The organism is Loktanella salsilacus, assembly GCF_900114485.1.
GTDB classification, from domain to species: domain Bacteria; phylum Pseudomonadota; class Alphaproteobacteria; order Rhodobacterales; family Rhodobacteraceae; genus Loktanella; species Loktanella salsilacus.
The window spans coordinates 129,362-141,632 of the sequence record NZ_FOTF01000004.1 but is presented as its reverse complement, the minus strand read 5'-3'; the positions used below and the strand labels follow the sequence as shown (position 1 = coordinate 141,632).

Genomic DNA, 12,271 nt, shown 5'->3' with positions numbered 1-12,271 from the left:
CAGCTTAGCCGCCGACAACGTCCTGCGTCAGCTTTGATTCCGCGTCCTCTAGGCCTGCGATAATGTCAAAGTGGTGCCGTCCGTCGTCAATCACCACCGGGCAACTCCACGCCTGACCCAGCCAGCGCGCCTGATCCAGAAACGCGGGCCGCTCTGCCCCGCCGACCCAGACCGTCACCGCAGCATCGGGGATCGGCTGATGGATCGGGCTTTCAGCACGCGCTGTGCCCGCATCAAGACCAAAGTCTGCGTTCATACTGGTGCGCAAAAACGGTTCCAGATCACAGAGTGGAGAGATCGGGACAACGCCTGCCACCCGTTTCATCCAATCGCCCGCCACCTGCGGGTCCAGCATCCGCGCCACTAGGTGCCCGCCAGCCGAATGCCCCGTCAGCCGCAATGGGCCCGCGCAGCGATCCGCGATGACACCAATCGCCGCCGCGATCTGCCGGGTGATTTGCGGGATCGTCACATCGGGGCACAGGTCATAGTCCACACTGGCCACCCGCCACCCTCGTGCCAGCGGGCCTGCCGCCAGATGGGTCCACAGATCCTTGTCCGTGCTGCGCCAGTAACCGCCATGTACGAACACCACAGTGCCCAGCGCATCGCCGGCAGGTTCAAACAGATCGAACACCTCTCTGGCACGCGCGCCGTAGGGTTGGTTCAACGCGCCCGGCACGGCAGCACGAAACGCCTTCGCCTTGGCCGCCCATTGCGCCGGAAAGGCGTCGCCACCCGGTATGTGGGGCCCATTTGCATAAGCATCGTCCAAATCCATCGCCGTTTCCCTTTCGCCCACAGAGCCTATATGCCTGTGACAACCCTACCCTGAATTACGGAGAGCGCCATGCTTGACCAGAAGACAGACCTTGCCAGCCAACTCAAGCGTCCGGACCTGCTTTGCCAGCAGGCCTTTTTGGCGGGCGAATGGGTCGATGCCAAATCCGGCAAAACCATCGAAGTCACGAACCCCGCCCGCGGCGATGTCATTGCCACCGTGCCCGACCTAAGCCGCGCCGAAATCAACGCCGCCATCGCCGTTGCCGATAAGGCGCGCAAAGGCTGGGCCGCGCAAACTGGCAAGGCCCGCGCTGCCGTGATGCGCAAGTGGTACGACCTGATGATGGAACACCAAGAAGACTTGGCGATCATCATGACCGCCGAACAGGGCAAGCCTTTGACCGAAAGCCGCGGCGAAGTCGCTTATGGCGCGGGCTACATCGAATGGTTCGGCGAAGAGGCAAAGCGGGTTTACGGTGAAACCATTCCCGGCCACGGTCCAGACAAGCGCATCATGGTCATCAAGCAGCCCATCGGCGTTGCCGCCGCAATCACGCCGTGGAACTTTCCCAACGCCATGATCGCCCGCAAGGTCGCGCCTGCGCTGGCCGTCGGCTGCGGTTTCATCGTGCGCCCCGCGTCCCTGACGCCGCTGTCTGCGCTGGCGATGGGTAAACTGGCCGAAGAGGCTGGCGTGCCAAAGGGTGTGTTTTCTGTCGTAACCTCGTCGTCGTCGTCCGAAGTCGGCAAAGAGTTCTGCGAAAACCCCATTGTGCGCAAACTGACCTTTACCGGATCCACCGAAGTTGGCCGCATCTTGCTGAAGCAGGCTGCCGATCAGGTCATGAAATGTTCGATGGAGCTGGGCGGCAATGCGCCGTTCATCGTGTTCGACGACGCCGATATCGACGCCGCCGTTGAAGGCGCGATTGCTTGTAAGTTCCGCAACAACGGCCAGACCTGCGTCTGCGCCAACCGGATCTATGTGCAAAAAGGCGTCTATGACGAATTCGCGCAAAAGCTGAAGATCGCCGTCGAAAAGCTGACGGTTGGCGACGGCCTGACCGCTGGTACAGACCTTGGCCCGCTGATTGAACCATCCGCCAAGGAAAAGGTAAAAGAGCATCTTGCCGACGCGCTGGCCAAAGGCGGCAAGCTGATCTCTGGCGGAGAAGAGCACGCGCTGGGCGGTCAATTCTTTCAGCCAACCATCGTGACTGGCGCGACGCAGGACATGAAGGTCGCGACCGAAGAAACCTTTGGCCCCTTCGCGCCGCTATTCATGTTCGAGGACGAAGACGAAGTGATCGCCATGGCCAACGATACGATCTTTGGTCTGGCGTCCTACTTCTACGCCAAGGACATCAGCCGCGTGTATAAGGTGCAAGAGGCGCTGGAATACGGCATTGTCGGCGTGAACACCGGTGTGATCAGCACCGAAGTCGCCCCCTTTGGCGGCGTCAAGCAGTCCGGCCTTGGCCGCGAAGGCAGCCACCACGGCACTGACGACTACCTCGAGATGAAGTATATCTGCACAAGTGTCTGATAAGACTGCTCTCGTTTAAGATTTCAGGCCGTCCGCAAGACATTGCGGGCGGCCTTGTCATGTTATCCGATAGCAGAGCAGCTTTACGGTCTTGCATCACTTTGTGTGGCGGGCGAAATACGGCCGTCCATGACGTTGCCTTACTGGAAAACCGCATTATGCGCGCGCCTTCGCACCCTCAAGAAGCTGAACGTCTGCAAACGCTTGCTGACTACGATATCATCGATACCCCGGCAGAAGCCGACTTTGATGACGTCGTCGCGCTTGCGTCCCGGATTTGTGACACCAAGGTCTCGCTCGTTTCGCTGGTCGACGAGTCGCGCCAGTGGTTCAAGGCCAAGCATGGCTTCGACGACTTGGACACACCGCGGGACGCAGCAATCTGCGACCACGCGCTGCTTCAGGACGAACTGCTTGAAATTCACGACACCACAGACGACCCCCGCACAGCCGATAACGAGCTGATCATTACGGAAAAAGGCATGCGCTTTTATGCTGGTGTTCAGCTGCGCGCGCCCAATGGGCTGGCGATTGGTACCCTGTGTGTGCTGGATGACAAGCCGCGCCACCTGACCGATTTACAGCGCCAAACGCTGCGGACTTTGGCCAAACAGGTGATGAACCAGCTGGAACTGCGCCGCACCCTGCGCAACCAAGAAATCCTACGCGGAGAGATGGACCACCGCGTTAAGAACTCGTTGCAAACCGTCCAGTCTTTGCTGCGCCTTTACGCGAGCAAGATCCAAGACCCCGCTGCCCTGACCGCCTTTGCCGCCGTCGAACGGCGTGTCGCTGCCATCGTCGCCCTGCACCGCGAACTGCATCAGTCCAGCAGCATCGCCAAGGTCAATATGAAGCCCTTTATGGACGGCGTACTGGGCCATCTGGCCGCCACCTGCCCTGACAACGTGTGCATCACCTCTGATATCGCGGCGTTCGAACTTGCCTCGACCGAGGCGACAGCGCTGGCCGTCGTGGCGTCCGAATGTATCGCCAATGCGATCAAACACGCCTTTCCCGCGGATCAGCCTGGTGTAGTGCACGTGACGCTCGCCTATGCGCCCGATGGCAAAGTGCAGATGATTTGCCGTGACAATGGCGTCGGTGTCGTTGAAGACAACGCCACCCGCGACCCGATGACATCGCTTGGCCTGCGGATCATGGACGCCTCTGCCCAGCAGATCGCCGCCACAGTCGACCGCCGCAGCACGCCGGACGGCTACGTCGTGGAAATGAGCTTTAAGCCAGTCTAAGCGGGCAACTCGTCCGCCGGGATGATCGGGAAAAACTCTCCGCCAGACCGCAGGCCGAACCAATCGGCGCCGTCGACAGTCTGCGTCTGCCCCAGATCCACCAAGCGGTAGAAGCTTTTGCGATCAATCAGCGCCTCTAGGTTGCTGCGCACCATGACATAGGGCGACGGCTCTCCGGTCGCGGCATCGCGCACAACCCGTATGGGGTGATCCGCATTAGCCGTGACCGTATCGCCCACGTTGGTTTCAAATATCAGGTCATCGCCGCGCTGCTGGAAATCGACCGCGACAAAGGGTGCATCTTCGACTGTGATCCCAACCTTCTCGACCGGCGTGACCAGAACATAGTCATCGCCATCGCGCCGCAGAATTGTGGAAAATAGACGTACCAGTGCAGGCCGCCCGATGGGTGTGCCCTGATAAAACCACGTCCCATCCCGCGCGATGCGCATGTCGATATCCCCGCAATGCGGCGGGTTCCACAGGTGCACCGGCGGCAAACCTTTGCCGCTTTGGGCGCTGCGGGCGGCGGCAGCCAGCCCTTCGGCGCTGGGTGTCACGTTCTTTTGTGCGTCTGTTGCTTTTGCCATTGGGGCCAACCGGGATAAGTGCTGATATGACAGACATAGAATTGCAGGAGGCATTGTCATGTCCGACACCGAAGATCTGGTCACTCAAATCGAAACATTGGGCCAAAAGCTGGCCCAAGCACGCGCTTCTATTGCTAGTCGCTTTCTGGGGCAGGACCGTGTTGTCGATCTGACGCTGACCGCGTTGATCTGCGGTGGTCATGCCGTTCTGATCGGTTTGCCCGGCCTCGGCAAGACCCGGCTGGTCGATACCCTGTCCACCGTCATGGGTCTGGACGGCAACCGCATCCAGTTCACACCGGACCTGATGCCCGCCGATATTCTGGGGTCAGAGGTGCTGGACAGCCTGCCCGACGGCACCCGCCAGTTCCGCTTTGTCGAGGGTCCGATCTTTTGCCAGCTACTGATGGCCGATGAAATCAACCGCGCCTCGCCGCGCACCCAGTCAGCTTTGCTACAAGCCATGCAAGAACGCGAAGTTACGATTGCAGGCCAGCACCGCCCACTTGGCCGCCCGTTCCATGTGCTTGCGACGCAGAACCCGCTGGAACAAGAAGGCACCTACCCCCTGCCAGAGGCGCAGCTTGACCGCTTCCTTGTGCAGATCGACGTGCCCTACCCCGACCGCGCAACAGAGCGAGACATCCTGATCGCCACTACTGGCGCGACCGAAGAGCAGGCGACAGCTGTGTTCACCGCCGATGGGTTGCTGGCCGCGCAAACCCTGCTGCGCCGGATGCCCGTCGGCGATGCGATTGTGGAAATGATCCTTGATCTGGTGCGGTCCTGCCGGCCGGATGCCGATGCCCCCGCCGCGATCCGGGGCGCCGTCAGCTGGGGCCCCGGCCCGCGCGCGGCGCAAGCCCTGATGATGTGCGTGCGTGCGCAAGCCTTGCTGGAAGGGCGTCTTGCCCCCACCGCGGACGATGTTCGCAAAATGGCGGGACCGGTGCTGAAGCACCGCATGGCCTTGTCCTTTGCCGCCCGCGCGCGAGGCGAAGATCTGGACGCGATCATCGACACCATTGCCGCTGACGTCACCCGGACCACCCGCGCCGCATGACAGGTGCCCTCGCCCTTCGCGCCGCTGCCGAACAGCAAGCCAGCACGCTGCCGCCCCTGCTGGCAGCGGCAGAACAGTTGGCCAGCACTGTGATCCTTGGGGATCACGGGCGACGCAGGGCGGGCACTGGTGATACCTTCTGGCAATACCGCCCCGCGCAAAGCACCGACCACGCCCGTAGCATCGACTGGCGCCGCTCGGCCCGTTCGGACGTCAGCTTTGTGCAGGACAAGGAATGGCAGATCGCGCAGTCCGTCACACTCTGGGTGGATCGCGGTGCCTCTATGCGCTTTGCGTCGACCGATAAGCTGCCGGAAAAGGCAACCGTCGCCCGCACACTGGCGCTGGCCTGCGCGATCTTGCTGATCCGGGGCGGTGAACGCGTCGGGTTGACCGGCAATGACCTACCTGCGCGCCGCGGCACGGCCCAGATCACCCAGATGGCCAACCTGTTGGCGCGCGATGACGCCGCCGACTACGCCTTGCCCGATGCACGCGGCATGGCCCCGCACTCTCGGGCGGTCTTTATCTCGGACTTCATGGGCGATATGACCGGGGTCCAAGACGCCCTGACGCGCGCCGCCGACAACGGCGTGCGCGGCGCGCTCGTGCAAATCCTCGACCCCCAAGAAGAGGCGTTTCCCTTCGACGGGCGCACCATTTTCGAATCCATGACGGGCACCCTGCGCCACGAAACCCTGAAAGCTGGCGACTTGCGCAATCGCTACTTGGATCGCTTAGCGGCGCGCAAAGATCACCTGACCCAGCTTGCCCGCACCACCGGTTGGCAATTTAGCACCCATCATACCGGTGCCCCCGCCACGCAGGCGCTGCTCTGGCTTTATCAATCCCTCGCCCAGCCCGCATGAGACGCTGCAATTGGTCTGCCATCCTTCTCGTCAAAAATATCCCGGGGGTCGCGGTTGTCGCGCCATTGGTCCAAGAGATAATGGCGACGGCAGAGCCCCAAGACGTCGCACCTAGCAAAAGGCCCGCCTGATGTTCACCCTCGGCCCCCTCGCATTCACGTCTGGCTGGCTTTTGCTCGGCCTGATCGCGCTGCCGGTTTTGTGGATCCTGCTACGCGCTGTACCGCCCGCACCGATCCGCCGCCGCTTTCCCGGTGTGGCGCTGCTGCTTGGCCTTGCCGACGCCGAAAGCCAGTCTGACCGCACGCCTTGGTGGCTGTTGCTGCTTCGCCTTGCGGCCGTCGCCGCCGTGATTGTCGGCTTTGCCGGGCCGATCCTGAACCCGCAAGCTGCCCGCCCCGGCACCGGACCGCTGCTGATCATCGCCGATGGCACATGGGCCGACGCCCGCGATTGGGATGCGCGGACCGACCGAATGTCCGGACTGCTGGACGAAGCAGCACGGGCAGGGCGTACCGCTGCGATCGTCACGCTGACCGCCCCGCCCGTGGATGGTCCGAACTTTCAGCCCGCCGCTGCCGTGTCGCAGCAACTGCCGAACATCACCCCCGCCGCGTGGGAACCTGACACCGCCGCCGTCGCAGACTTTGCCGATACCCTGACCGGCAATTTCGAAACCTTCTGGCTGTCGGACGGCCTTGCCCGCGACAGCCGCGCGCCTTTGCTGGCCGCGCTAGAGGCGCGTGGCACTGTGACCGTATTCCAAACCCCGCGCAGCACTGTAGCCCTGCGCCCCGCCCGGTTCGAAGACGGCGCGATTGCCCTATCCGCCGTGCGCACCCCCAGCGGACCAGAACTGACCGTGCCCGTGCAAGCGATCGGCCTTGATCCGGCAGGCACTGAACGCGTGCTTGCCGCCGTCGACATGACATTTGACGCAGGCAATAGCGCAGCAGAGGTCACCCTGTCCCTGCCGCCAGAATTGCGCAACCGCGTCAGCCGCTTTGCCGTCGCCGCGGCTCGGTCTGCCGGGGCCGTGACCCTGACCGACGATGCTTTGCGCCGACGCGAAGTCGCGCTGATCGCAGGCGGCGGAGAGGCAGAAGGCCTCGATCTGCTGTCGCCGCTATATTACCTGCGCGAAGCCTTGTCCCCGACCGCCGATCTGATCGACGGAACACTGGCCGATGTGCTGCAGGCCAACCCAGATGTCGTTGTCCTAGCCGATGTCGCCAATCTGGCTGGGACAGAGGAAGACTCCCTACTGCAATGGGTCGAAGATGGCGGACTTTTGCTGCGCTTCGCGGGCCCGCGCCTTGCGGCATCCGACGTTGGCCGCACCAGCGAAGACCCCCTGCTGCCCGTGCGCCTGCGTGCTGGCGGACGCAGCGTCGGCGGCGCGCTCAGCTGGGGAGAGCCGAAATCGCTGGCCCCCTTTCCCGAAAGCTCTCCTTTCTTCGGTCTGCAAATTCCAGATGACGTCACCGTCACCTCTCAGGTCGTGGCCCAGCCCGATCCGTCCCTCGCGGATCGGTCTATTGCGCAACTGGCCGATGGCACGCCGCTGGTGACGCGCAAAACAGTCGGCGAAGGTCAAATCGTATTGATGCATGTGACTGCAAACGCCGAATGGTCCACCTTGCCGCTGTCCGGTCTGTTCGTGCAGATGCTGGAACGGCTCGCCATTTCGACCCGCGCCGCCACGCCAGAGCCGGGCGATTTGGAAGGCACCATCTGGCTCCCGCAGGCCCAATTGGACGCGTTTGGGCGGCTGGACGACGCGCGTGCGCAGGCGGGCGTTGCCGGCGAGTTGATTGCAGACGGCACTGCCGGGCCAGACCTGCCGCCGGGCCTTTATGCCAATGACGACGCCCGTATTGCCGTGAATATTGCCGGGCCAGAGACCACACTGTCGACCGCCCAATGGCCTGCTCGGATTACCGTAGAAGGACTGGAAGTTCGGGCGGAAACGCCGCTGCAAGGCTGGCTGCTGGCCGCTGCGCTGCTGATGTTGATGCTGGATGTGATTGCCTCTCTCGCCGTTGGTGGCCGCCTGCGCGGGCCGCGTGCAGATGTTGCAGCGATGGCGCTGCTGGCGCTGCTGGTCGGATTTACGCCGCGTACGGCCGCGGCGCAGGATGCCGATGACTTTGCTATTCAGGCCACCAGCAGCGTTGTTTTGGGCTATGTGACGACTGGCGACGCACAGACGGACGAGATTTCGCAGGCAGGCCTGCGCGGTTTGTCGGACACGCTATTCCGGCGCACATCGATCGAGCCTGCCGCCCCGATGGCCGTTAATCTGGAACGCGATGAGCTGGCGTTCTTTCCCTTCTTGTACTGGCCCGTCGTGCCCAGCGCCCCCCTGCCCAGTCGCGACGCCTATGCCAAGTTGAACCGCTACCTGCGGTCCGGCGGCATGATTCTGTTCGACACCCGTGATGCCGATACCGCGCGGTTCGGGTCTTCAAGCCCCGAAGGGCGGCAGTTGCAGGTCATCGCCCGGTCGCTGGACATTCCCCCGCTAGAGCCGATCCCCGAAGACCACGTGCTGACGCGGACATTCTACTTGTTGCAGGACTTCCCCGGCCGCACGGACAGCCGTGACGTCTGGGTCGAAGCATCCCCCCCAGACGCAGAGCTGGCGGACGGCATGCCGTTCCGCAATCTGAATGACGGCGTCACGCCGGTGGTGATCGGCGGCAATGACTGGGCGCGCGCTTGGGCGATCGACGCGCGGGGCAGCAAGATGTTTCCCGTGGGGCGCGGACAGGCTGGAGAGATCCAGCGGGAATATGCATATCGCTTTGGCGTGAACCTGATCATGCACGTGCTGACGGGCAATTATAAATCGGATCAGGTCCATGTGCCGAACCTGCTGGAAAGGTTGGGACAATGATTTGTCGTTGCGCAATCTGCCCGGGCGGGATGCCTCCGGCGGAGATATTTAAGACCAGAAGAAGCAGGGGACTTGCATTGTGACCGGGACTGTTGTGCTTGATCCGCTGCTGCCGCTGGTGGTGATTTACAGCGTGGGCGCGCTGGTTGCGCTTGGAGTTGGGTTGGCTATCTGGCGACGGTTGCCGGGCTGGTGGCTGCGCGGGCTGGCGGGGCTGGCCTTGCTGGCGGCGCTGCTGAACCCTGCGGTGCAGTCAGAGGATCGCGAAGCCCTGTCCGATATCGTCGTGCTTGTGGTCGATGCCTCGGCCAGCCAGCGGATCAGTGACCGCCCGGCCCAGACCGAGGTCGCGATTGCAAATGTCCGCGCCGAGGTTGCGGGGCTTGAGAATACAGAGCTGCGCGTTGTGACTGTCGGCGACGGCGATGGGGACAGCGGCACGCAGTTGATGACGGGTCTGTCCGATGCGCTGGCCGAAGAGCCGCAAGGGCGCATCGCTGGGGTGATCCTGCTCACGGACGGGCGGCTTCACGATCTGGAGCGCACCCCTGCCCTGCCCGCACCGCTGCATGCACTGCTGACGGGGCAGCCCGATGATTGGGACCGGCGGCTTGTGGTGTCGAACGCCCCCGCCTTTGCCATTCTGGGCGAGCCTGTGACGCTGACTTTGCGGATCGAGGATCAGGGTGCTGCGCCGCAGGGCGATGCCTTTGTGCCCCTCACCATCAGCATCGACGGCGGCGAGGCGATGGGATTTCAGGTGCCTGTGGACCAGGACATCGAACTGCCTGTCGATCTGCCCCATGGCGGGATGAACGTTCTGCAATTCGACACCCCCGCTGTCGACGGAGAGTTGACGCCGCGCAACAACGCGGCTGTCGTGCAGATTAATGGCGTGCGTGACCGGTTGCGCGTGCTGCTTGTCAGTGGCGAACCGCATGCAGGCGAGCGGACATGGCGCAATTTACTAAAAGCGGATGCGGCGGTTGATCTGGTGCATTTCACCATTCTGCGCCCGCCTGAAAAGCAAGACGGCGTGCCGGTAGAGGAGCTGTCGTTGATCGCATTCCCGACGCGCGAGCTGTTCATGGAAAAGATCGAAGATTTCGATCTGATTATCTTTGATCGCTACCGTCGGCGGGGCATTCTGCCTGCCCTGTATCTGGAAAACATCGCGAATTATGTGCGTAATGGCGGCGCGGTGCTTGTATCATCTGGCCCTGAATATGGCGGGGCGGAAAGCATCTATCGCTCTCCGCTGGAATCGATCCTGCCCGGCGCGCCGACGGCACGGGTGTTCGAGGAAGGTTTTGTGCCGCAGGTCAGCGATCTGGGCGAACGCCATCCTGTGACCGAAGGGTTAGAGGCGATGTCGCCGCCGTCTGCTGATGGCATTGGTCCCGGTTGGGGGCGCTGGTTCCGGCTGGTCGATACGGTTGTGGCGGACGGGGCAGAGGTCTTGATGACCGGGCTAGATGATCGCCCCCTGCTAACCCTGAACCGCGTTGGCGAAGGACGTGTTGCGCTGCTTGCCAGTGACCAAAGTTGGCTGTGGGATCGTGGCTATGAAGGGGGCGGGCCGCAGGCAGAATTGCTACGCCGTCTTGCGCATTGGATGATGAAAGAGCCCGAGCTGGAGGAAGAGGCGCTTTGGGTCGAACCCACCGGGCAGACCATGCGGATCATCCGCCGCACGCTGGAAGAGACCGCGCCAGATGTGACCATCACTTCGCCTGATGGGACTGAAACTGTGCTTGAGCTAGAAGAAGTCAGCCCGGGCCGGTTCGAGGCGATTTGGACTGCGCCCGATGTTGGCCTTTATCGTCTGACCGATGGAACGCTCGATAGCGTCATCGCGCTAGGACCTGCAGCGCCCAAAGAGTTCGAGCAGACCATCGCCACGGGCGATCTGTTGGAACCGGCAGTCGATGGGACGCGGGGCGGGATCGCCACGATTTCAGGCGGGGATATCGATCTGCGCAGCGTGCGCGAAGGCCGCCCTGCTGCGGGGCGCGGCTGGCTTGGTATCACGCCGCGCGGGGCTTACCGCACGGCTGCGATTAGAATCACGCCAGTCTTGCCTGCTTGGGCCTTCTTGCTGATTGCTTCGCTGCTGACCGTCGGGGCTTGGCTGCGCGAAGGGCGTGGGCGCAAAGCTTAAGGCTGAAGATCAAAAGGGGCTGCGCTTTCGGCCCAACCATCAACGTTACAACTGACGCGCACAAAGATGCGCGTTGGCAACGGTTCTGCAACGGTCAGTCCCCGGGTGAATGGTTGCTCGTTCACATGGGGATGCGTCAGTGTGCGGGTGGCGAGGACAGTGCCCGCGCTATCCTCGATCCGCCAACCATCGGCGTAGTGGTCCCACCCCGTGTCGGGATGCGCTAGCGTCACGTCGATTTGCCAAGCTGCGCCAGTAGAAGTTGCAGCCATGCCCATGATCTGAGGGGTATCGGCAAGCGCGGGCGGTGCCAGCAAGCATAGTACTGCAAAAGGACGCATCATAGCGTTTCACCCAGCAAGATACGGCGCGGGATTGATGCGAATTCCCGGCTCCAAATCGTCCAGCCGACGATGACGGCCGCGAGGATCATGGCCCACGCGCCGATCAACCAAGCCAGCGCGCCCAGCGCGAAATACATCGCCCGCAACCCGCGGTTAAAGTTCATCGCGGCGCGCACGTTCAACTCTCCGGCTTGGGCGGCAAGGGGGTAGGCAGTCGGGTCGTTTGGGTCCTGCGGCACGGCAGCCATCAAGACAGAACAGTAGCCGAAGACACGGTTGGACCAGACGAATTTCAAAAACGCGGTGACCAAAAATAGCGTCACCAGACCAAGTTTAACCTGCCAGACCAGCGTAGGCGTTTCGGCCAACATCACCTCTGCCGCGACACCGCGCAGCGGATCGGTATTGCCGATCAGCGCAAGGACCCCGCCAATCGCAAGCAAGCTAGTGGAGGCAAAGAACGACGTGCCTTGCCGCAGGCTGGCCAGAATTTGGCTGTCAAAAATGCGCGGATCGCGGGTCACAAAGACCTTCATCCAGTCGCGGCGGCGTTGCGCGACAAGCACGGTCACCGATGGCCGGCGCGCGCTAGGGTGTTCGATCAGCCAACCCAGCAGGATCCACAGACCAACAATCAGGCCTAATGCGACCAAATCAATGACGCCCAGCGCCGCAAGATGAGAGGTAAATATCATCGTCAATCCTTAGCATGGGAAGGACTTCTTGCCAGCGCCGCAAATTGGTTATAATATCTTACCAATTA

The 12,271-nt window shown here is 62.4% G+C and carries 10 protein-coding genes; 6 read left to right on the top strand and 4 right to left on the bottom strand.

Annotated elements, in window-relative coordinates; all coding sequences use genetic code 11:
• Nucleotides 1-4 precede the first annotated feature (4 nt).
• Nucleotides 5-781 carry an alpha/beta hydrolase gene (locus BM131_RS04765; protein WP_090186361.1) on the bottom strand — a complete coding sequence of 259 codons (777 nt, stop codon included), beginning with the start codon at nucleotides 779-781 and terminating at the stop codon, nucleotides 5-7.
• A 69-nt stretch (nucleotides 782-850) separates the two neighbouring features.
• Here BM131_RS04765 and BM131_RS04760 point away from each other — a divergent pair, with 69 nt between their 5' ends.
• Together BM131_RS04760 and BM131_RS04755 are read left to right on the top strand one after the other, a co-directional pair.
• Nucleotides 851-2,329, top strand: a complete 1,479-nt coding sequence (locus BM131_RS04760) for an NAD-dependent succinate-semialdehyde dehydrogenase (protein ID WP_090186360.1) — start codon at nucleotides 851-853, stop codon at nucleotides 2,327-2,329.
• A gap of 158 nt (nucleotides 2,330-2,487) precedes the next feature.
• On the top strand, nucleotides 2,488-3,582 hold the full coding sequence (locus tag BM131_RS04755) for a sensor histidine kinase (RefSeq protein WP_175499177.1): 1,095 nt from the start codon (nucleotides 2,488-2,490) through the stop codon (nucleotides 3,580-3,582).
• Here BM131_RS04755 and BM131_RS04750 read toward each other — a convergent pair.
• Complete coding sequence (locus tag BM131_RS04750; protein WP_090186356.1) at nucleotides 3,579-4,172, bottom strand: DUF1285 domain-containing protein; 594 nt, start codon at nucleotides 4,170-4,172, stop codon at nucleotides 3,579-3,581. The two genes, BM131_RS04755 and BM131_RS04750, sit on opposite strands and share 4 nt — an antisense overlap.
• 58 nt (nucleotides 4,173-4,230) lie before the next feature.
• On the opposite strand from BM131_RS04750, the gene BM131_RS04745 reads away from it, so the two are divergent.
• The 4 genes from BM131_RS04745 (at nucleotide 4,231) to BM131_RS04730 (ending at nucleotide 11,164) form a co-directional block, all read left to right on the top strand.
• A complete protein-coding gene (locus BM131_RS04745; RefSeq protein ID WP_090186353.1) occupies nucleotides 4,231-5,235 on the top strand; it encodes an AAA family ATPase in 1,005 nt (334 codons plus the stop codon).
• Complete coding sequence (locus tag BM131_RS04740; protein ID WP_090186350.1) at nucleotides 5,232-6,104, top strand: DUF58 domain-containing protein; 873 nt, start codon at nucleotides 5,232-5,234, stop codon at nucleotides 6,102-6,104. The genes BM131_RS04745 and BM131_RS04740 overlap by 4 nt, the downstream gene beginning before the upstream one ends.
• Before the next feature lie 130 nt (nucleotides 6,105-6,234).
• Entirely contained in the window at nucleotides 6,235-9,003 is a 2,769-nt protein-coding gene (locus BM131_RS04735; RefSeq protein WP_090186347.1) for a DUF4159 domain-containing protein, read from the top strand.
• A gap of 79 nt (nucleotides 9,004-9,082) precedes the next feature.
• Nucleotides 9,083-11,164 (top strand): hypothetical protein, encoded by a 2,082-nt coding sequence (locus tag BM131_RS04730; protein ID WP_090186345.1) that lies wholly within the window; start codon nucleotides 9,083-9,085, stop codon nucleotides 11,162-11,164.
• Here the strand turns inward: BM131_RS04730 and BM131_RS04725 are convergent.
• Together BM131_RS04725 and BM131_RS04720 are read right to left on the bottom strand one after the other, a co-directional pair.
• Nucleotides 11,161-11,508, bottom strand: coding sequence for a hypothetical protein (locus BM131_RS04725; protein ID WP_090186342.1), 348 nt, complete (start codon nucleotides 11,506-11,508; stop codon nucleotides 11,161-11,163). The genes BM131_RS04730 and BM131_RS04725 overlap by 4 nt on opposite strands.
• On the bottom strand, nucleotides 11,505-12,203 hold the full coding sequence (locus BM131_RS04720; RefSeq protein ID WP_090186340.1) for a DUF599 domain-containing protein: 699 nt from the start codon (nucleotides 12,201-12,203) through the stop codon (nucleotides 11,505-11,507). The genes BM131_RS04725 and BM131_RS04720 overlap by 4 nt, the downstream gene beginning before the upstream one ends.
• Nucleotides 12,204-12,271: the final 68 nt, after the last annotated feature.

Excerpts from the sequence above, each read along its gene's own strand:
- BM131_RS04745 (WP_090186353.1), top strand. The coding sequence starts at position 4,231 with ATGTCCGACACCGAAGATCTGGTCACTCAAATCGAAACATTGGGCCAA.
- BM131_RS04740 (WP_090186350.1), top strand. The coding sequence starts at position 5,232 with ATGACAGGTGCCCTCGCCCTTCGCGCCGCTGCCGAACAGCAAGCCAGC.
- BM131_RS04725 (WP_090186342.1), bottom strand. The coding sequence starts at position 11,508 with ATGATGCGTCCTTTTGCAGTACTATGCTTGCTGGCACCGCCCGCGCTT.
- BM131_RS04750 (WP_090186356.1), bottom strand. The coding sequence starts at position 4,172 with ATGGCAAAAGCAACAGACGCACAAAAGAACGTGACACCCAGCGCCGAA.
- BM131_RS04765 (WP_090186361.1), bottom strand. The coding sequence starts at position 781 with ATGGATTTGGACGATGCTTATGCAAATGGGCCCCACATACCGGGTGGC.
- BM131_RS04720 (WP_090186340.1), bottom strand. The coding sequence starts at position 12,203 with ATGATATTTACCTCTCATCTTGCGGCGCTGGGCGTCATTGATTTGGTC.
- BM131_RS04760 (WP_090186360.1), top strand. The coding sequence starts at position 851 with ATGCTTGACCAGAAGACAGACCTTGCCAGCCAACTCAAGCGTCCGGAC.
- BM131_RS04735 (WP_090186347.1), top strand. The coding sequence starts at position 6,235 with ATGTTCACCCTCGGCCCCCTCGCATTCACGTCTGGCTGGCTTTTGCTC.
- BM131_RS04755 (WP_175499177.1), top strand. The coding sequence starts at position 2,488 with ATGCGCGCGCCTTCGCACCCTCAAGAAGCTGAACGTCTGCAAACGCTT.